Raw genomic sequence first — 20091 nt, forward strand, 5'->3', positions numbered from 1 at the left:
GATGAACATGGCGGCATGCGCCGAGGGCGCGCCGCCATGTTTTTTTGCTGCCCGCCCCAAGATCACACGCATACAACAAGGAAATACCAACCATGGCTATTGTTGACGTCAAGGTTCCGCAACTGTCCGAATCGGTCGCCGAAGCGACCATGCTGAACTGGAAGAAGAAGCCTGGCGAAGCTGTCGCCCAGGACGAAATCCTGATCGAGATCGAGACCGACAAGGTCGTGCTCGAAGTGCCGGCGCCGTCCGCCGGCGTGCTGTCGCAGATCATCAGGAATGACGGCGATACCGTGGTTGCCGACGAGATCATCGCGAAGATCGATACCGAAGCCACCGCTGGCGCCGCGGCTCCCGCCGCTGCCGCTCCGGCTCCGGCCGCCGCCGACGCCGCCAAGCCGGTCGCCGGCTCGACGGCCGCCGCCCCGGCCCCGGCAGCCGCCGGTGGCGTGGCCATGCCCTCGGCCGCCAAGCTGATGGCTGAAGCCAACCTGCAGCCGGGCCAGGTCGCCGGCACCGGCAAGGATGGCCGCATCACCAAGGGCGACGTGCTCGCCGCCGGTTCGGCCCCGGCCGCCAAGGCCGCGCCCGCGCCGGCTCCGGCCGCCGCCAAGCCGGCGCTGCAGCAGGTGTCGACCCCGGTGGACTTCGCCGCGCTGGGCGACCGCCCGGAAGAGCGCGTGCCGATGAGCCGCCTGCGCGCCCGTATCGCCGAGCGCCTGATCCAGTCGCAATCGACCAACGCCATCCTCACCACCTTCAATGAAGTGAACATGAAGCCGGTGATGGACCTGCGCGCCAAGTACAAGGACCGCTTCGAGAAGGAACACGGCGTCAAGCTCGGCTTCATGTCGTTCTTCGTGAAGGCCGCGGTCCACGCGCTGAAGAAGTACCCGATCATCAACGCCTCGGTCGACGGCAACGACATCCTGTACCACGGCTACTTCGACATCGGTATCGCCGTGGGCTCGCCGCGTGGCCTGGTGGTGCCGATCCTGCGCAACGCCGACCAGATGAGCCTGGCCGACATCGAGAAGAAGATCGCCGAGTTCGGCGCCAAGGCCCGCGACGGCAAGCTGTCGCTGGAAGAGCTGACCGGCGGCACGTTCTCGATCTCGAACGGCGGCACCTTCGGTTCGATGCTGTCGACCCCGATCATCAACCCGCCGCAATCGGCCATCCTTGGCGTGCACGCGACCAAGGACCGCGCCGTGGTGGAAGACGGCCAGATCGTGATCCGTCCGATGAACTACCTCGCCATGTCCTACGACCACCGCATCATCGACGGCCGCGAAGCCGTCCTCGGCCTGGTGGCCATGAAGGAAGCGCTGGAAGATCCGGCACGCCTGCTGCTGGACCTGTAAGGGCAGAACGCGCGGTCGCGCCACCGCCACGAGCCGGCCCGGTGCCGGCCGCGGCGGCGGCGCGCGAGACTCGACTTAGGAATTCCCATGAGCAAACAATTCGATGTGCTGGTGATCGGCGCCGGCCCCGGCGGCTACATCGCCGCGATCCGCGCCGGCCAGCTGGGCCTGAACGTGGCCTGCTGCGAAGACAACCCCTATGACGATCCCAAGGGCGAACCGCGCCTGGGCGGCACCTGCCTGAACGTGGGCTGCATCCCGTCCAAGGCGCTGCTGGCCTCGTCGGAAGAGTACGAGAACGTCCAGCACCACCTGGGCGCGCACGGCATCACCGTGGGCGACGTCAAGGTCGATATCGCCAAGATGCTCAAGCGCAAGGACGATATCGTCGGCAAGATGACCAAGGGCATCGAGTTCCTGTTCCGCAAGAACAAGGTCGCGCTGCTCAAGGGCCACGGCTCGTTCGTCGGCAAGAACGCCGACGGCTTCCAGGTGGAAGTGGCCGGCAAGGACGGCACCGAAGTCGTGACGGCCAAGCAGGTCATCATCGCCACCGGCTCCAAGGCGCGCCATCTGCCGGGCATTCCGGTCGACAACGTGCTGATCGCCGATAACGAGGGCGCGCTGAAGTTCGCCGAGGTGCCGAAGAAGCTGGGCGTGATCGGCGCCGGCGTGATCGGCCTGGAGCTGGGCTCGGTGTGGCGCCGCCTCGGTGCGGACGTGACCGTGCTGGAAGCGCTGCCGACGTTCCTGGGCGCCGCCGACGAAGGCGTGGCCAAGGAAGGCCAGAAGCTGCTGACCAAGCAGGGCCTGAAGTTCAACTTCGGCGTCAAGGTCAACGAAGTCAAGACCGGCAAGAACAACGTCACCGTCAGCTATACCGACAAGGACGGCGCCGCGCAGACGCTGGAAGTCGACCGCCTGATCGTGTCGGTCGGCCGCGTGCCCAACACCGACAAGCTGGGCCTGGACAAGGTCGGCCTCGGTACCGACGAGCGCGGTTTCATTCCGGTGGACGACCACTGCGCCACCAGCGTGCCGGGCCTGTGGGCCATCGGCGACGTGGTGCGCGGCCCGATGCTGGCGCACAAGGCGGAAGACGAGGGCGTGGCCGTGGCCGAGCGCATCGTCGGCCAGAAGCCGCACATCGACTACAACTGCGTGCCCTGGGTGATCTACACCTACCCGGAAATCGCCTGGGTCGGCAAGACCGAGCAGCAGCTCAAGGCCGAAGGCCGCGAGTACAAGTCGGGCCAGTTCCCGTTCATGGCCAACGGCCGTGCGCTGGGCATGGGCGCTTCGGACGGCTTCGTCAAGATGCTGGCCGACGCCAAGACCGACGAGATCCTCGGCGTGCATATCGTCGCGGCCAACGCCTCCGACCTGGTGGCCGAAGCCGTGGTGGCGATGGAATTCAAGGCCGCGAGCGAAGATATCGGCCGCGTCTGCCATCCGCACCCGTCGATGTCCGAAGTCATGCGCGAAGCCGCGCTGGCCGTGGACAAGCGTCAGCTCAATATGTAAGACGGCGCGCGCCGGGGAGGCGTGCTTCCCTTGCGCGCGACGGCGCGTCGCATCCGCGGCGCGCTTTTTTTTGCTTTGCTCCGCTCTCCCGCCAGCGGGGCCAGGTGAGTTTTCGCTTTGCTCCCCTCTCCCGCCAGCGGGAGAGGGGCCGGGGTGAGGGTGAACGCCGGATGCGATGGGTTTGGTGCTCGCGCGGACCGCAATCAGACCTGCCGCCAGGTAAACCGAACACCATCGGCCCTGGTACACCGTCACCCTCAGCCCCAACCCCTCTCCCGCCAGCGGGAGAGGGAAGCACACCAGCGTGTATTTGTACGCCCGACGATTGACCCATTTCACCCCATGAACGTCACCGAGTACTACCACAACGAACTCAGGCAGCGCGGCTACCAGCCCGACGAGGCGCAGTTGCAGGCCGTCGCCCGCCTGCAGCGTTGCTATGACGAATGGGTGGAATACAAGAGCCGCCGCAGCAGCACGCTGAAGAAGTGGCTGGTGCGACCGGAGGTGCCGAAGGGCGTGTACCTGTGGGGCGGGGTGGGGCGCGGCAAGTCCTTCCTGATGGACAGCTTTTTCCATTGCGTGCCGGTGGTGCGCAAGACGCGGCTGCATTTCCACGAGTTCATGCGCGAGGTGCATCGCCAGCTCGAAGAGCTGCGCGGCCGTCCCGATCCGCTCGACGAGCTGGCCAAACGGGTCGCGCGCAAATACCGCCTGATCTGCTTCGACGAATTCCATATCAGCGACGTGGCCGACGCGATGATCATGCACCGGCTGCTGGACCAGCTGTTCGTCAACGGCGTGCAGTTCGTCATGACGTCGAACTACCGTCCCGACCTGCTCTATACCGACGGCCTGCACCGCGACCGCGTGCTGCCCGCCATCGCGCTGCTGCAGCAGAAGCTGGACGTGCTGAACGTGGACGCCGGCATCGACTACCGCAAGCGGGCGCTGGAACAGGTGCAGGCGTACCACACGCCGTTGGGGCAGGAGGCCAGCGCGGCGCTGCGGGCCGCCTTCACCACCATCGCGGGCGTCGCCGACGAGTCGCCGCTGCTGCATATCGAGCACCGCGAGCTGCAGGCGCTGCGCAAGGCCGATGGGGTGGTGTGGTTCGACTTCGCGACGCTGTGCGGCGGCCCGCGCTCGCAGAACGACTACCTGGAGCTGGCGTCGCGCTTTCACACGGTGATCCTGTCGGACGTGCCGAAGATGACGCCGCGCATGTCGTCGGAGGCGCGCCGCTTCACCTGGCTGATCGACGTGTTCTACGACCACAAGGTCAAGCTGCTGATGTCGGCCGAGGTGCCGGCCGACGAGCTGTATGTCGAGGGGCAGATGGCCAACGAATTCCACCGCACCGTGTCGCGCATCATCGAGATGCAGTCCCGCGAGTACGTCGAGGCGCCCCGGCGCACGGTGGATACCGCGCTGGCCTGAGCGGCCGGCACCGGTACTTGATCTGCATCAAGGCGGCTGGACCGCCCGGGCGCTACGATGCGCCGGGTAAAAAAGGGTCTCGATGCCGCCATCCCATTCTCTGTTCGCTTCCGTTGCTCCCTTGCCGCTGGTGCCCGCGGCGGGCACCTGTGCGCCCGTCGCGTGCTGCTTCCATTGCGGACAGCCGGCGGGCAAGGCGCCGCTGCGCGCCGCGGTCGACGGCGCCGAACGGACCTTTTGCTGCGGCGGCTGCCAGTCGCTGGCGCTGACGCTGCACGACGCCGGCTTCGGCCATCTCTACGACGGCGAGGCGCGCTTCTCGCGCCCGCTCGACGGCGCCGCGCGCGACGAGGCCGCGGCGCTGTGGCCGGCCTACGATACCGAGGAGCTGCACGCGCAGTTCGTGCGTCCGCTGGAGGGCGGCCGCGCCGAAATCACGCTGGCGCCCGAAGGCATCCGCTGCGCCGCCTGCGCCTGGCTGATCGAGCAGCAGCTCTCGCGCCTGCCCGGCGTGGAATCGGTGGTCGCCAACGTCGCGACCCGGCGTGTGCTGGTGCGCTGGCGCGCGGCCGAGCAGCCGGTATCGGCGCTGCTGGCGGCGCTGGCGGACATCGGCTACCTGGCGTGGCCCTTCGAGGTATCGCGCACCGACCGGCACGAGAAGGCCCAGCGCCGCGGCCTGCTGATGCGGATGGCGGTGGCGATGCTGGGCATGATGCAGGTCATGATGTACGCGTGGCCGGTCTACACCCATGAGGGCACCATCGACGCCGGGCACCTGCAGCTGATGCGCTGGGCCAGCTTCGCGCTGACGCTGCCGGTGATGTTCTACTCGGCCTCGCCGATTTTTGCCGGCGCCTGGCGCAGCGTGCGCCGGCGCCATGTCGGCATGGACGTGCCGGTGGCCCTGGGCCTGGCGGCGGCGTTCGCGGCCAGCGCGGTGGCCACGCTGCGCGGCAGCGGCGAGGTGTACTTCGATTCCGTGACGATGTTCGTGGCGCTGCTGCTGCTCGCGCGCTATCTGGAGCTACGCGTGCGGCAGGCCTCGCGCAGCGGCGCCGAGATGCTGGCGCGCCAGTTGCCGGCGACCTGCGAACGCCTGGGGCCGGACGGGCAGGCCGAGCGCGTGCCGGTGGCGCGGCTGCGCGCGGGCGAGCGCATCCGCGTGCGGGCCGGCGAAATCGTGCCGGTGGACGGCGAGGTGCTCACCGGCCGCAGCGAACTGGACGAATCGATGCTGACCGGCGAGAGCCGCCCGGTGCCGCGCGGCGTCGGCGACGCGGTGCTGGCCGGCTGCTTCAACGCCGCCAGCCCGCTGGAGATCCGTGTCGACAGGCTCGGCGCCGGCACGCGGCTGGCGGAGATCGTCGCGGTGCTGGACCGCGCGCTCGCCGAAAAGCCACGGCTGGCCGCGCTGGCCGACCGCGTGGCCGGCTGGTTCGTGGCGGCGCTGCTGCTGCTGGCCGCGGCGACCGCGCTGGCGTGGTGGTGGATCGATCCGTCCCGGGTGCTGCCGGTCACCGTGGCGGTCCTGGTGGTCAGCTGTCCGTGCGCGCTGTCGCTGGCCACGCCGGCGGCGCTGGCCGCGGCCGGCGCCGCGCTGTCGCGCCGGGGCCTGCTGCTCACGCGCGGCCACACGCTCGAGACGCTGGCGCGCGTGACCGACGTGGTGCTGGACAAGACCGGCACGCTGACCGAAGGCCGCTTCGCCGTGGCCGGCATCTTTGCCGTGGGCGGGGCCGACGAGCGGCAGTGCCTGACGCTGGCGTGCGCCCTGGAGCAAAGCGGCGAGCACCCCATTGCGCGGGCCATTGTCGAGGCGGGGCGGCGCCGGGGCGTCGAGCCCGTGGCGGCGCCGGCCGCGGGCCTGCGAAACGTGCCCGGGCAGGGCATCGAAGCCAGGGTCGACGGCCGCCTGGTGCGGCTGGGCAGCAAGGAATTCGTCGGCGGCCTGTGTCCCGGCGCGGCGCCGCCCAACGACGGCCAGTTCGCCGCCAGCCTGCACCACGGCGCCACGCCGGTGTGGCTGGGCGATGCGCACGGCTGGCTGGCGCTGTTCGTGCTGGCCGATGTGGAGCGCCGCGCCACGGGACGGCTGCTCGCGCGGCTGCGCCGGCAGGGCGTGACGTGCCATCTGGTGTCGGGCGACAGCGCCCCGACCGTGCGCTGGTGGGCCACGCATTTCGGCATCGAGCGCCAGCACGGGCAGGTCGGCCCCGAAGGCAAGCGCGACTACGTGGCCGCGCTGCAGCGGCAGGGCGCCATCGTGCTGGCGGTGGGCGACGGCATCAACGACGCGCCGGTGCTGGCCCAGGCGCAGGTGGCCATCGCCATCGGCAGCGGCGCGCCGCTGGCGCAGGCCGGGGCGGACGCGGTGCTGACCCACGACGGCATCGACGAGATCGCACACGCGCTGGCGGTGGCGCGCGCCACGCGCCGCGTGGTGCGGCAGAACCTGGGCTGGGCCTTCGCCTACAACGTGGTCGCGATTCCGCTGGCCGCCGGCGGACATGTCAGCGCGTGGATGGCGGGCGTGGGCATGTCGCTGTCCTCGCTGCTGGTGGTCGCCAACGCCTGGCGGCTGCTGCGCGCCGGTGCGGCCCGGGAGAACTGAACGCATGGAAACGCTCTATCTGCTGGTGCCCATGAGCCTGGTGCTGGTCGGCGCGATCGCCGGCGCGCTGTGGTGGGCCGTGCATGCGGGCCAGTACGACGACCTCGACCGCCCGGCCGAGGCCATCCTGCTCGACAACGACAAGCCCTGAGCGCGGGCCGCTGTTGCGGCCGCGCATCGCGCGCAGGCCGCTTCTCGCCGCGCTTTTCCCCGGGTTCCCTTCCTCTCGCGGCCGCTTGATGCAGATCAACGCGGCCGCTTCCCCAAGTTCCTAAAGTGGCGTCATCGCATCGATGTTCACTATCAACTCGGGGGTCTTTTCATGGATGTCACAGCCGCGGGCTCGCACGCGGGCACCTTCAGCGGGGCGCAAGCTCCCGCGCGCGCGGAAACCTTCAACTACGGGGTGGTGCGGCAGTTCGCCGTCATGACCGTGGTATGGGGCATCGTCGGCATGGCCGTCGGTGTCCTGCTGGCCGCGCAACTGATCTGGCCCGAACTCAACTTCAATACGCCGTGGCTGTCGTTCGGCCGCCTGCGTCCCTTGCATACCAACGCGGTGATCTTCGCCTTCGGCGGCTGCGCGCTGTTCGCCACGTCGTACTACGTGGTGCAGCGTACCTGCCAGGCGCGGCTGTTCTGCGCGCCGCTGGCGGCCTTCACCTTCTGGGGCTGGCAGCTGGTCATCGTGGCCGCGGCCATCACGCTGCCGATGGGCATCACCACGTCGAAGGAGTACGCGGAACTGGAGTGGCCCATCGACCTGCTGATCACGGCGGTCTGGGTGGCCTACGCCATCGTCTTCTTCGGCACCATCATCAAGCGCAAGACGCGGCATATCTACGTCGCGAACTGGTTCTTCGGCGCGTACATCCTGACCATCGCGATCCTGCATATCGTCAACAACATCGAGATGCCGGCCTCGATGTGGAAGTCCTACTCCGCGTATGCGGGCGTGCAGGACGCGATGATCCAGTGGTGGTACGGCCATAACGCCGTGGGCTTCTTCCTCACGACCAGCTTCCTCGGGATGATGTACTACTTCATCCCCAAGCAGGCCGGCCGCCCGATCTACTCGTACCGCCTGTCGATCGTCCACTTCTGGGCCCTGAACTTCACCTACATGTGGGCCGGCCCCCACCACCTGCAGTACACCGCGCTGCCCGACTGGGCGCAGTCGCTGGGCATGGTGTTCTCGCTGATCCTGCTGGCGCCGTCCTGGGGCGGCATGATCAACGGCATCATGACCATGTCCGGTGCCTGGCACAAGCTGCGCACCGATCCCATCCTCAAGTTCCTGGTGGTGGCGCTGTCCTTCTACGGCATGTCGACCTTCGAGGGTTCGATGATGTCGATCAAGACCGTCAACTCGCTGTCCCACTACACGGACTGGACCATCGGCCACGTGCACTCCGGCGCGCTGGGCTGGGTCGCGATGATCTCCATCGGCTCGCTGTACTACCTGGTGCCGCGCCTGTTCGGCCAGCAGCGCATGTACAGCATGCGCATGGTGGAGTGGCACTTCTGGGTCGCCACCATCGGCGTGGTGCTCTATATCGCCTCGATGTGGATCGCCGGCGTGATGGAGGGGCTCATGTGGCGCGCCACGCAGCCGGACGGCACGCTCACCTATGCCTTCGTGGAAGCGGTCAAGGCCAAGTACCCGTTCTACCTGATCCGCCTGCTCGGTGGCCTGTGCTTCCTCGCCGGCATGCTGATGATGGCGTGGAACGTGGCCAAGACCATCGCCGGCAAGCCCGCCTTCGACGCGCCGGTTCCCACGGGCCTTGCCGCCAACGTGGCTCACTGAATATCCAGGAAGAAAAACGATGTCAGAAAATCGACGCTTCTTCACGCACGAGACGCTGGAGAAGAATATCGGCTGGCTGATCGTCTGCACCATCCTCGTGGTCAGCATCGCCGGGCTCGTGCAGATTGTCCCGCTGTTTTTCCAGCACTCCACCACCAAGCCCGAGGCCGGCATCACGCCGTATTCGCCGCTGCGCCTGATGGGCCGGGACATCTATATCCGCGAAGGCTGCGTGGGCTGCCATTCGCAGCAGGTGCGCACGCTGCAGGCCGAGGTGGAACGCTACGGCCACTACTCGACGGCCGGCGAGGCGGTATACGACCACCCCTTCCTGTGGGGCTCCAAGCGGACCGGCCCCGACCTGGCCCGCGTGGGCGGCCGCTACTCCGATGACTGGCAGCGCGTCCACCTGCGCAATCCGCGCGACCTGGTGCCGGAATCGGTGATGCCGTCGTACCCGTGGCTGGAGCGCACGGCGCTGCGCACCGACGATATCGCCGCCCGCATGCAGGCGCTGCGCCGGCTCGGCGTGCCGTACTCCGACGCCGAGATCGCCGACGCGCCCGAGCAGCTCGCGGGCAAGACCGAAGAGGACGCGCTGGTCGCGTACCTGCAGGGCCTTGGCATCAACAAGCGCAATGTGCGCGCCGACGTGGCCGCCGCGGCCGCGCTCGCGAAGGAGTAAGCGATGGCCATGCTTGCCGCCATCTCCACGGTGGTGTCGTTCGCCGCCTTCATCGGCATCTGCTGGTGGGCCTGGTCGTCCGGACGCCAGCGCGCCAACCGCGAATCCGCGATGCTGCCGTTCGCCTTGCCCGATGAGGGCCCCGCCGGCACCGTCGCGACCAACCCATCCAGCAGGAACAACCTGTCATGAGTGATTTCTTTTCCGACTTCTGGAGCTACTACATCGCCGCCATCGCGCTGGCCGGCATCGGCTGGTGCGTGTGGCTGCTGTTCTCCCAGCGCACCATGGCGGGCGACGGACCCGCCGACGACACCGGCCACGTGTGGGACGGCGACCTGCGCGAACTGAACAATCCGCTGCCGCGCTGGTGGGCGTGGATGTTCCTGCTGGCCTGCGTGTTCGGCCTGTCGTACCTGCTGCTGTATCCGGGCCTGGGCTCGTATCCGGGCATGCTCGAGACCTCGTCGCGCGTGGAGCTCGCCGAGCATCGCAAGGCCGCGGAAGCGCGCCAGAACGAGGTCTACGCCAAGTACCTGTCGATGGACATCAAGCAGGTGGCGGCCGACCCGCAGGCGCGCGAGATCGGGCAGCGCCTGTTCCTGAACACCTGCGCGCAGTGCCACGGCTCGGACGCGCGGGGCAGCCGCGGCTATCCGAACCTGAGCGACACCGACTGGCTCTACGGGGGCGATCCGGACACCATCGCGCAGACCATCGCCAAGGGCCGCCACGGCATGATGCCGTCGTTCGCGGGCGCGGTGGATGCGAAGCAGGCCGGCGACGTGGCGCAGTACGTGCGCTCGCTGTCGGGCCTGGCCAGCGATCCGATCCGCGTGGCGCGCGGCGAGCCGGTCTTCAAGACCACCTGCGCCGCCTGCCATGGCGCCAGCGGCAAGGGCAACGCCGCGCTGGGCGCGCCCAACCTGAGCGACAAGGTCTGGCTGTACGGCAGCTCGGAGGCCAGCATCGTCGAGGCCATCCTGAAGGGCCGCGACAACCGCATGCCGGCGCACGAGGACATCCTGACGCCCGAGCGCATCCGCATGCTGACGGCCTACGTGTGGGGTCTGTCCAATACGTCGGGAGCGCGGCAATGAGCGACGCCCCCGGATCCGGAACGCCGGCGCGCGGGAAGGGCGGTCAGCGATGAACGCCCCCGACTGGCGGCCTCTGCGCCCGGCCTCGGGCGCGGACGAGCCCACCGAAACCTCGCTGTACGAGGTCCGCCGCAAGATCTATCCCCGCTCGGTCACCGGCGCGTTCTCGCGCTGGCGGGTGTGGATGGTGATCCTGACGCAGCTGGTGTTCTACGGCATGCCGTGGCTGCAGTGGAACGGCCGCCAGGCCGTGCTGTTCGACCTGGGGGCGCGCAAGTTCTACCTGTTCGGCCTGGTCATGTGGCCGCAGGACGTGATCTATCTCGCGGTGCTGCTGGTGATCTCCGCGCTGGCGCTGTTCCTCTTTACCGCCATTGCCGGGCGCCTGTTCTGCGGCTATGCCTGTCCGCAGACGGTCTACACCGAGATCTTCATGTGGATCGAGCGCAGGGTCGAGGGCGACCGCATCGCCCGCATCCGGCTCGACGGCGATGCGTGGAGCCTGCGCAAGCTGCGCCTGAAGGCGGCCAAGCACGGCGCGTGGGTGGCGATCGCGCTGTGGACCGGCTTTACCTTCGTCGGCTACTTTTCGCCGGTGCGCGAGCTCGGCGGCGCGGTGCTGCACTTCTCGCTGGGGCCGTGGGAAGGCTTCTGGATGCTGTTCTACGCCTTCGCCACCTGGGGCAACGCGGGCTTCATGCGCGAGCAGGTGTGCAAGTACATGTGTCCCTACGCGCGCTTCCAGAGCGTCATGGTGGACAAGGACACCTTCGTCGTGACCTACGACGAGGGCCGCGGCGAAGCGCGCGGCGGCCGCTCGCGCAAGGCCGATCCGCGGCAGCTTGGCCTGGGCGACTGCGTGGACTGCAGCATCTGCGTGCAGGTCTGCCCCACCGGCATCGACATCCGCGACGGGCTGCAGTACGAGTGCATCGGCTGCGGCGCCTGCATCGATGCATGCGACCAGGTGATGGACAAGATGGCGTACCCGCGCGGACTGATCCGCTACACGTCGGAGAACGCCATGCGCCAGGGGCTGTCGGCCAGCGCGGCGCGCAGGCGGCTGCTGCGTCCGCGCACGATGCTGTATGCCGCGCTGTGGCTTGCGCTGATCGCCGGCTTCCTGGTGTCGCTGGCGATGCGCAGCCCACTGAAGGTCGACATCATCCGCGACCGCGGCACGCTGGGGCGCGAGGTGGACGGGCGCTGGATCGAGAACGTCTACCGCCTGCAGCTGATCAACACGACCGAGGCGCCGATGCGCATTGCGATTAGCGCGGACAGCGACGCGCTGCCCGGCATCGCCATCGAGTACGACGACGCGGCGGCGCGGCTCGAGCCGGTCTCCAACCGCCTGCTGCCGGTACGGGTCAGGGTGCCGATCGAGAACGCCTCGCGCGGCACGCACAAGATCGAGGTGAGCGTGGTCGGCGAGACCGCCGGCGGGCAGCGGCCCGAGATCCGCGAGGCGACCAGCTTCATCGTCCCGCGCAATCCATGAACCTCATCGCCCGACAACAAGGAGCGGCAATGCAGATCGAACAAACGGACAGTGGCAGGCCCTGGTGGAAGGAGCCGTGGCCGTGGCTGCTGATGAGCGGCCCGCTGGTGGCGATGGCCGGCTGCGCCGTCACCATCTGGCTGGCCATGCAGCACGCGGATACGCCCATCGTGGACGGCGTGCAGCGGCGCGGACTGGTGATCGAGCAGGCCGGCCGCGCGTCCGGCGCGCAGGCGCCGGCGGCGGACACGCGGACGGCGGGGCGGCCATGAGGTGGCGCTGGCTGATGTGGGTGCTGTGGCCCGGCTTTCTCGCCGCGGGCGTGGCATGCGCGGTGGTCTTCGCCGTGGTGGACCCGGGCGACGTGCACGTGCTCGGGCAGCCGGTGCAGGCCTCCCGCGAGGCGGTCTATACGGTGGGATTCCTGCTCGCGTGGGCGCTGTGCGCGATCTCGAGCGGGCTGACGCTGTTCACGCTGCCCGCGAGCCTGCGGGACACGGACGAACTGGAGTGATGCGGCGATGGCGGCAATGACGGCCCGGGCCGCGGCGTGCGCGGGGAACGCTTCAGCAGGACTTGCCGACGAGCTGCTTGATGCCGTCCATGTCCACCAGCTTCACGTGGCGCTGGCGGATCTGGATCAGGCCCGCCTCGGCAAAGCGCGAGAACAGGCGGCTGACGGTCTCCAGCTTCAGGCCCAGGTAGCTGCCGATCTCCTCGCGGCTCATGCGCAGCACGAACTCGGAAGGGGAGTAGCCGCGCGCCCGCAGGCGTTCGGACAGGTTGACCAGGAAGCCGGCCAGCCGCTCCTCGGCGCGCATGGAACCCAGCGTGATCAGCATGACCTGGTCCTGCGTGATCTCCTTGCTCATCAGCCGCATGAACTGGTGCTGCAGCGAGGGCAGGGATGCGGACAGCGTCTGCATCTCGTCGTAGCGGACCACGCAGACCTCGGTGTCCTCCAGCGCGGTCGCGTCCGAGGCATGCTGCATCTCGGCGAAGCCGTCGAGCCCCACCACCTCGCCGGGCAGGTAGAAGCCCGTGACCTGGGAGCGGCCGTCTTCCATCGTCACGTGCGTCTTCAGCGTGCCGAAGCGCACCGCGTACACCGCGGTCAGCGGCTCGCCCAGGCGGTACAGCGTCTCGCCCTTGCGCACGCGGATGCGGTCCTGCACCAGCGCATCCATTTTCTGCAGATCCTGCGCCGTCATGCCGACCGGCAGGCAGAGCTGTCCGAGCGAGCAGGTGGAGCAGCGCGGCGAATGTTCGGAAACCGGAATGGAAGTCAGCAAGGTGGACCTGTAATGGAAAACGGTGCAGGCAGCCCTGCGATCGACGGTGCGGCCAACGCCGATGGCGCGGACACGGCATGCGCCATGCGCCCGGGCGGGCAATACCGCGATTCTAACTTGCCATGTGACGCCGATGGGGGCACACCGTGACCGCGGCCGTCCTCTCCAGCGTATTTTTGATGGCACTGTTGGGCGGTGTCCACTGCGCCGCCATGTGCGGCGGCATCGCGCTGGCGGCCGAATCCGGCGCCCGGGGCGCTGTCACCGTGGTGCCGGCGGTCGTGCGGCGGCGGCCGCGCGACTGGCTCGTGGAGCAGCTCGCCATGCACGCCGGCCGCCTGCTGACCTATATGGTGCTGGGCGCGGCGCTGGGCGCGCTGGGCGCCGCCGCGTGGAAGACCCAGTATCTGCCGGTGCAGCGCTGGCTGTTCGGGGCGGGCAGCGCGATGCTGCTGGTGTCGGGCCTCGCCATGCTGGGCACCGGCGTGCCCGGCTCCGGACTGGCCGAGCGCCTGCTCGGGCGGATGGGCCGCCGCACCGGCGCGCTGTCCATGGCGTTCCGCAGGGCATCCGGCGGCACGGGGAACCACGTGCTGGCACGCCGATTCGGCATCGGCCTGGCCTGGGGACTGGTCCCCTGCGGCATGGTGTACGGGGCGCTGGCGCTGGCGCTGCTGGCCGGCAGCGCCCCGTCGGGCGCACTTGTGATGGGGGTGTTCGGGCTCGGCACGCTGCCCAATCTGCTGATGCTGTCCGGGCTGTCCGGCTATCTGCGGCGCCTGTCGCGCCGCCCGGCGTTCCGGCTCGGTGCCGGCGCCGCCATCGCGATATTCGGCGCCGCCGGCGTGGTGCGGGCCGCCACGCTGCCCGACACGCTTGCCGCACACGGCTTCTGCCTGGTGTTCTGAGGCGGACGCGGGCGCCGCGCCCGCGCGAGCCCCGGCAAGCAAATCGGTTGCGGCGGCGCCCGTGTATGCCATACAATCCCGGGAACAGCGATAACGCGCCACGCCTTTCATCGTGGCATCGCCAGGCGGCACCGGTTTCCAGAGGTGCCTGCCCAAGGGTCCGGTGGCTTTCGAACGACTCATCGATTGAAGACCGACCGATTGAACGACCGACCCTATCCCCGCGCATCCGGGTTCCACACGGCAGTTCCAGGCACCATCCGGTCCACCATGTCTTCCTTGCCTTCCGGCTCCAGCGATCCGGCGAGGCGGTCGAGGGCGACAGGCGGGCGGCGGTGCGGACGCCGCGATCGGTAATCACGGCACCAGCCGGCGGGCGGCGAAGCGAATCGCGCAGGAACGATATCCGTTTTTATTCTTGCTGACCGGGCGGTCGAGGTCGCCCCGGACATGTCCGCCAATAGGGGAGAGGCGCGACGCAAGAGGTTCTGCAGCCGGCAAATAGCGCGAGCAATATCGCAGGCAGCGCCGGCGGCCGAACGATTCTCCTGCCGGACCGAACCGGCATTCGAAGCAAAACAAACAGGCGCTCGCGCCCGATGCCTTGCATCAGGGCTCGCTCCGCGATGAATGGCGGCGGCATTCCAGACCGCTGGATCCGAAAATCTCCGGTGCGCCCGGCTACCCGGGCGCAGGTGCAAAGACAGGCTGCACACAATCAATATGAATACCCAAGAGGCGAAAATCGTCCTCGAGACCGCGCTGATCTGCGCGCAGGAGCCGTTGCGCGTCAGTGACCTGCGGCGCTTGTTTGCCGACGATCTGGGCGCCGACACGATCCGTGTCCTGCTGGACGAGCTGCGGCGGGACTGGGAGCCGCGGGGCGTCGAACTGGTGGCGCTGGCCAGCGGCTGGCGCTTCCAGAGCCGGCCCGCGATGCGGGAATACCTGGACCGCCTGAATCCGGAAAAGCCGCCGAAGTATTCGCGCGCCGTCATGGAGACGCTGGCCATCATCGCCTATCGCCAGCCCGTGACCCGGGGCGATATCGAGGAAATCCGGGGCGTCACGGTCAGCACCGAAGTCGTCAAGAAGCTGGAGGACCGCGGCTGGATCGAGGTCATCGGCCATCGGGACGTGCCGGGCAAGCCGGCGCTCTACGCCACCACCAAGGCCTTCCTGGACGACCTCGGGCTGCGCACGCTGGACGAGCTGCCGCCGCTGGAGGATCCGCAGGCCCAGGCCCAGGCGGCGCTGCTGAACCAGCAGGCCATCGACTTCGAGGCGGTCGCCACGGCCGCCGGCGCGGACGAGGAAACCTTCGCCGCGCCGCTGAACGGCCATGCCAGCGAGACGCTGGCCGAGGCCGACGGCGCGGCCCAGCACCCGGCGGCAGCGGAGGCGGCGACCGAAGCGGCGCCCGCCGGCACCGAACACAACGAACCGGTTGCGACAGCCAACGGCTTCCCCACGGAAGGCACGTCGGGCGATTCGCTTGCCGAAGACGAGGCCGCTCCCACGGCCACTCCGTCGCACCCCAGCGAGCACGACGAGCGCGTGTCCAACTGACTTTCATGCAACAACCGACAGTGAACAATTTGTCCGACAACATCGACCAAGAGGTCCGCCAGGCAGACGCGCCCGGCAAAGCGGGTGCCGACGGCGCCGACTCCGGCGCGGCCGCCGACGGCGCGCCGCGCCGCAAGGGGCTGCGCCGCGGTCTGCGGAATCTGGTCGCATCGCGTCGGCAGGCCTCGCAGGACCGCGAAGCCGGCCGCGACGACAGCGGCGGCGAGTCCGCGTCCGAGGCCGGCGCCGGCAACGGCGCCAACGGCCCGCAAGGCGCCGCTCCCGCGCCGCGTGGCGATGCCGGCCGTGGCGCACCGCGCGGCCGCGGCAAGCGCAAGCCCGCCGCCGAGGGCGACGCCCCGCGCGAAGGCGCGCCGCGCCGCCGCCAGCAGGGCGGCCAGCGTGGCGAAGGCCAGCAGCGTGCCGAGGGCGGCAACGGCCAGGGCGGCCAGGGCAACCCCCGCGGCCAGGCCCGCAAGGGCGGGGCGGGCAAGGGTGGTGGCGCCGGCAAGGCCCGCGCACCGCAGGCCGCCGCGCCGGCGGACAAGGGCGGCGCCTCGGGCGAGGACCTGTTCCGCTTCGTCATCTCGGGCCAGTACGATGCCGACGGCGGCGCCGTGCCGCGCGGCAAGGCCAAGCCGGTGCGGGAGCTCTCGGCCGACGACGATGCGCCTAAGCTGCACAAGGTGCTGGCCGAAGGCGGCCTGGGCTCGCGCCGCGAGATGGAAGAGCTGATCCTGCAGGGCCGCGTCTCGGTCAATGGCCTGCCCGCGCATATCGGCCAGCGCATCCTGCCGACCGACCAGGTTCGCGTGAACGGCAAGCTGATCCACCGCAAGGTCAGCAGCAAGCCGCCGCGCGTGCTCCTGTATCACAAGCCGGCCGGCGAGATCGTCAGCCAGTCGGACCCGGAAGGCCGTCCCACGGTGTTCGACAGCCTGCCGCGCATCAAGGCGGGCAAGTGGGTGGCGGTGGGCCGGCTGGACTTCAATACCGAGGGCCTGCTGATCTTCACCACCTCGGGCGATATCGCGAACCGCTTCATGCATCCGCGCTACGGCGTGGAGCGCGAATATGCGGTGCGCACGCTGGGCGAGCTGGCCGAGGCCGATCGCCAGCGCCTGCTGCACGGCATCAAGCTCGATGACGGCGAGGCGAACTTCCTGCGCATCGCCGACGGCGGCGGCGAAGGCGTCAACCAGTGGTACCACGTGGCGCTGACCGAGGGCCGCAACCGCGAAGTGCGCCGCATGTTCGAGGCCGTCGGCCTGACCGTCTCGCGCCTGATCCGCACCCGCTATGGCCAGTTCCTGCTGCCGCGCGGCCTCAAGCGCGGCCGCTGGCAGGAGCTGGAGGCCGACGACGTGCGTGCGCTGATGGGCACCATCGGCCTGAAGGCACCGGCCAAGAACGGTGCCGGCAAGGGCGGTGGGGCCACCAAGGTGGGCGGCCGCAAGGCGCGCGCGCAGGCGGCCATCGACGGCATGCCGATGCATACCGGCATGGACGGCCTGCCGCGCTTCAACAAGGAAGCGCCGCGTGGCGGCGGCGCCGCGCGCGGCCAGCCGGATCCGATGCAGACCTCGATGGGCTATATCAACGGCCCGACGCTGCTGACCTCGCACTCGGCCAAGTTCGGCGGTGGCATGGGCGGATTGCCCGGCATGGGCGGGCTCGGCGGCGGCGCGGGCGGTGGCAAGGGCGGCCAGCGCGGCCCCCGTGGTGTGCGCGGTCAGGCGCAGCCCCAGGGGCAGGCGCAGCCACGTGGCCGTGCCCCACGACGGGGCGGCGAGGCCAACGGCAATGTGGCCCCCAAGGCTGCCAAGCCCGGCGGCAACCGGCGCCCCCGCACGCGGGACGGCAATCGCTGAATTTGTCCGCGGCGGCGCCGGCATATTGCCGGAATGCCGCCAGTTGCTTTGCCTTTTGGGGATTGTCCGCGTATAATCCCCATCTATTCAAAAAGTCATCCTCCAAAGGGGTGGGCGAATGATGGGCATTGCGCCCATTTTTTTTTGGTTCGCCCGTTTTGTTTTCCCCTGGCGTCCCCATCGTGGTGCGGGAGGAAGCAGGCAGGCAGACCGCGGATGGTTCGCGGTGTTCGCCGCCGGTTTATCGTGGATGGTGGCGCGAATGCGCCGCCGATATGTCGCGGTCCCGGCGCGGACCCGGCGGTCCGCAAGGATACGCGGCGGCCTCGTCGCAATCATGGCCGCCTCGCCTGTCCCCAGGTTGATGGCCAATTTTCGGAAATACAGTGCATCTGGCAGATTTGATCGAAACCACCCTGATTGGCATGGGGTACGAGCTGGTTGAGCTCGAACGCGCTCCGCAGGGACTCTTGCGCGTATACATCGATCAGCCTGACACCGGCATTGCCATTGAGGACTGCGAGAAGGTGAGCCGCCAGCTCACCCACGTGCTGACGGTCGAGAACGTCGACTACGAGCGCCTCGAAGTGTCCTCGCCGGGGCTGGACCGGCCGTTGAAGAAGCTGGCGGACTACGTCCGTTTCGCCGGCGAGCAGGCGCGGATCACGCTGCGCCTGCCGGTCAACGGTCAGAAGAACTTCGTCGGCACCCTGCAGGCTCCGACCGGTGAACCCGGCGCGGAACACATCGGGCTGGAGTTCGAAGGCAAGGACGGCCTGGCGCTGCTGGAATTCGCCGTATCCGATGTCGACAAGGCACGCCTGGTGCCGGTGATCGACTTCAAAGGAAATCAAAGAAAAGGGAACAAGCAATGAGCCGCGAAGTTCTGTTGCTCGTCGATGCGCTTGCGCGTGAGAAGAACGTCGACAAGGATGTGGTATTCGGTGCGCTGGAAGCGGCTCTCGCTTCGGCCACCAAGAAGCGTTTCGAGGAAGACGTCGATATCCGCGTGGCCATCGACCGCGAGACCGGCGAACACGAGACCTTCCGTCGCTGGCTGGTCGTTCCCGACGAACAGGGCCTGCAGGAGCCGGACAAGCAGATTCTGCTGTTCGAGGCGCGCGACCAGGATCCGAACATCAACCTGGAAGATTTCGTCGAGGAGCAGATCGAGTCGGTCGAGTTCGGCCGTATCGGTGCCCAGGCCGCCAAGCAGGTGATCCTGCAGAAGATCCGCGACGCCGAGCGCGAGCAGATCCTCAACGATTATCTGGACCGCGGCGAGAAGATCATGACCGGCACGGTCAAGCGTGCCGACAAGAAGGGCCTGATCGTGGAATCCGGCCGGGTGGAAGCCCTGCTGGCACGGGATCAGATGATTCCGAAGGAAAACCTGCGCACCGGCGACCGCGTCCGCGCCTATATTCTGAATGTCGACCGCACCGCGCGCGGCCCGCAGATCGAGCTGTCGCGCACGTCGCCGCAGTTCCTGATCAAGCTGTTCGAGAACGAAGTTCCCGAAATGGAGCAGGGCCTGCTGGAGATCAAGGCGGCGGCGCGCGATCCTGGCGTGCGCGCCAAGATCGCCGTGGTGGCGCATGACAAGCGCATTGACCCGATCGGTACCTGCGTCGGCGTGCGTGGCACGCGCGTGACCGCGGTGCGCAACGAGATCGGCGGCGAGGCGGTGGACATCGTGCTGTGGTCGGAAGACCCGGCGCAGTTCGTGATCGGCGCCCTGGCGCCGGCGCAGGTGCAATCGATCGTCGTCGACGAGGAAAAGCACAGCATGGACGTGGTGGTGGACGAGGAAAACCTCGCCGTCTCCATCGGCCGCAGCGGTCAGAACGTACGCCTGGCGTCCGAGCTGACCGGCTGGCAGATCAACATCATGACGCAGGAAGAATCGGCGCAGAAGCAGGCCGAGGAAAGCGAAGTGGTGCGCAAGCTGTTCATGGCGAAGCTGGACGTGGATCAGGAGGTTGCCGACATCCTGATCGACGAAGGTTTCTCCTCGCTGGAAGAAGTGGCCTATGTGCCCATCAGCGAAATGATGGAGATCGAGGCCTTCGACGAGGACACGGTCAATGAACTGCGCAATCGTGCACGCGATGCGCTGTTGACGATGGAACTGGCCCGGGAAGAAAAGGTGGAAGCGGTATCGCAGGATCTGCGCTCGCTCGACGGCCTCAACCCGGAACTGATCGGCAAGCTGGCCCAAGGTGATATTCACACGCGCGACGACCTGGCCGAACTGGCCGTCGACGAGCTGGTCGAGATGACCGGCATCAGCGAGGAAGACGCCAAGGCGCTGATCATGAAAGCACGGGAACACTGGTTCAACTGAGGGACACGTTCGCATAGAGCGCGCTTTCCGCACAAGACTGTCCCGACGTAGAAACCGAGCATTGAA

At 68.4% G+C, this 20091-nt stretch carries 18 protein-coding genes; 17 read left to right on the forward strand and 1 reads right to left on the reverse strand.

Annotated elements, in window-relative coordinates; all coding sequences use genetic code 11:
- Positions 1-92 precede the first annotated feature (92 nt).
- From odhB to LDO27_RS20290, 12 genes are all read left to right on the forward strand, one after another.
- Positions 93-1364 carry a 2-oxoglutarate dehydrogenase complex dihydrolipoyllysine-residue succinyltransferase gene (odhB, locus tag LDO27_RS20235; protein WP_222203565.1) on the forward strand — a complete coding sequence of 424 codons (1272 nt, stop codon included), beginning with the start codon at positions 93-95 and terminating at the stop codon, positions 1362-1364.
- An 87-nt stretch (positions 1365-1451) separates the two neighbouring features.
- Entirely contained in the window at positions 1452-2888 is a 1437-nt protein-coding gene (gene lpdA / locus LDO27_RS20240) for a dihydrolipoyl dehydrogenase (protein ID WP_224043676.1), read from the forward strand.
- A 342-nt stretch (positions 2889-3230) separates the two neighbouring features.
- Positions 3231-4328 (forward strand): cell division protein ZapE, encoded by a 1098-nt coding sequence (gene zapE / locus LDO27_RS20245; protein ID WP_222203562.1) that lies wholly within the window; start codon positions 3231-3233, stop codon positions 4326-4328.
- 82 nt (positions 4329-4410) lie between these two features.
- Positions 4411-6942 carry a heavy metal translocating P-type ATPase gene (locus LDO27_RS20250; RefSeq protein WP_224043678.1) on the forward strand — a complete coding sequence of 844 codons (2532 nt, stop codon included), beginning with the start codon at positions 4411-4413 and terminating at the stop codon, positions 6940-6942.
- A gap of 4 nt (positions 6943-6946) precedes the next feature.
- Positions 6947-7093, forward strand: coding sequence for a cbb3-type cytochrome oxidase assembly protein CcoS (gene ccoS / locus LDO27_RS20255; RefSeq protein WP_222203556.1), 147 nt, complete (start codon positions 6947-6949; stop codon positions 7091-7093).
- A 171-nt stretch (positions 7094-7264) separates the two neighbouring features.
- Positions 7265-8752 carry a cytochrome-c oxidase, cbb3-type subunit I gene (gene ccoN, locus LDO27_RS20260; RefSeq protein ID WP_224043681.1) on the forward strand — a complete coding sequence of 496 codons (1488 nt, stop codon included), beginning with the start codon at positions 7265-7267 and terminating at the stop codon, positions 8750-8752.
- 19 nt (positions 8753-8771) lie between these two features.
- Complete coding sequence (ccoO, locus tag LDO27_RS20265) at positions 8772-9437, forward strand: cytochrome-c oxidase, cbb3-type subunit II (protein WP_222203554.1); 666 nt, start codon at positions 8772-8774, stop codon at positions 9435-9437.
- Positions 9438-9440: 3 nt separating this feature from the next.
- On the forward strand, positions 9441-9629 hold the full coding sequence (locus LDO27_RS20270; protein ID WP_224043682.1) for a cbb3-type cytochrome oxidase subunit 3: 189 nt from the start codon (positions 9441-9443) through the stop codon (positions 9627-9629).
- The gene (gene ccoP, locus LDO27_RS20275) at positions 9626-10537 is read left to right on the forward strand and encodes a cytochrome-c oxidase, cbb3-type subunit III (protein WP_224043683.1); all 912 of its coding nucleotides are present in this window, start codon (positions 9626-9628) and stop codon (positions 10535-10537) included. Before LDO27_RS20270 ends, ccoP begins: the two co-directional genes overlap by 4 nt.
- Positions 10538-10586: 49 nt before the next feature.
- The gene (ccoG, locus tag LDO27_RS20280; protein WP_224043685.1) at positions 10587-12038 is read left to right on the forward strand and encodes a cytochrome c oxidase accessory protein CcoG; all 1452 of its coding nucleotides are present in this window, start codon (positions 10587-10589) and stop codon (positions 12036-12038) included.
- Between the two features lie 29 nt (positions 12039-12067).
- Positions 12068-12310, forward strand: coding sequence for a FixH family protein (locus tag LDO27_RS20285; protein WP_222203547.1), 243 nt, complete (start codon positions 12068-12070; stop codon positions 12308-12310).
- Positions 12307-12552 carry a hypothetical protein gene (locus LDO27_RS20290; protein WP_222203546.1) on the forward strand — a complete coding sequence of 82 codons (246 nt, stop codon included), beginning with the start codon at positions 12307-12309 and terminating at the stop codon, positions 12550-12552. Before LDO27_RS20285 ends, LDO27_RS20290 begins: the two co-directional genes overlap by 4 nt.
- A gap of 52 nt (positions 12553-12604) precedes the next feature.
- Here the strand turns inward: LDO27_RS20290 and fnr are convergent, their stop codons facing one another.
- A complete protein-coding gene (fnr, locus tag LDO27_RS20295) occupies positions 12605-13330 on the reverse strand; it encodes a fumarate/nitrate reduction transcriptional regulator Fnr (RefSeq protein ID WP_222203545.1) in 726 nt (241 codons plus the stop codon).
- 146 nt (positions 13331-13476) lie between these two features.
- Here fnr and LDO27_RS20300 point away from each other — a divergent pair, with 146 nt between their 5' ends.
- The 5 genes from LDO27_RS20300 to nusA all read left to right on the forward strand — a co-directional run bounded on the left by LDO27_RS20300 (position 13477) and on the right by nusA (position 20025).
- A complete protein-coding gene (locus LDO27_RS20300; RefSeq protein ID WP_222203544.1) occupies positions 13477-14238 on the forward strand; it encodes a sulfite exporter TauE/SafE family protein in 762 nt (253 codons plus the stop codon).
- Positions 14239-14961: 723 nt separating this feature from the next.
- Positions 14962-15807, forward strand: a complete 846-nt coding sequence (scpB, locus tag LDO27_RS20305) for an SMC-Scp complex subunit ScpB (protein WP_224043692.1) — start codon at positions 14962-14964, stop codon at positions 15805-15807.
- Between the two features lie 5 nt (positions 15808-15812).
- Positions 15813-17678, forward strand: a complete 1866-nt coding sequence (gene rluB / locus LDO27_RS20310; RefSeq protein ID WP_224043694.1) for a 23S rRNA pseudouridine(2605) synthase RluB — start codon at positions 15813-15815, stop codon at positions 17676-17678.
- Positions 17679-18064: 386 nt separating this feature from the next.
- On the forward strand, positions 18065-18553 hold the full coding sequence (rimP, locus tag LDO27_RS20315; protein WP_222203537.1) for a ribosome maturation factor RimP: 489 nt from the start codon (positions 18065-18067) through the stop codon (positions 18551-18553).
- Positions 18550-20025, forward strand: a complete 1476-nt coding sequence (nusA, locus tag LDO27_RS20320) for a transcription termination factor NusA (protein ID WP_222203535.1) — start codon at positions 18550-18552, stop codon at positions 20023-20025. The genes rimP and nusA overlap by 4 nt, the downstream gene beginning before the upstream one ends.
- Positions 20026-20091: the final 66 nt, after the last annotated feature.

It is taken from the genome of Cupriavidus respiraculi (genome assembly GCF_914271545.1).
GTDB lineage: Bacteria > Pseudomonadota > Gammaproteobacteria > Burkholderiales > Burkholderiaceae > Cupriavidus > Cupriavidus respiraculi.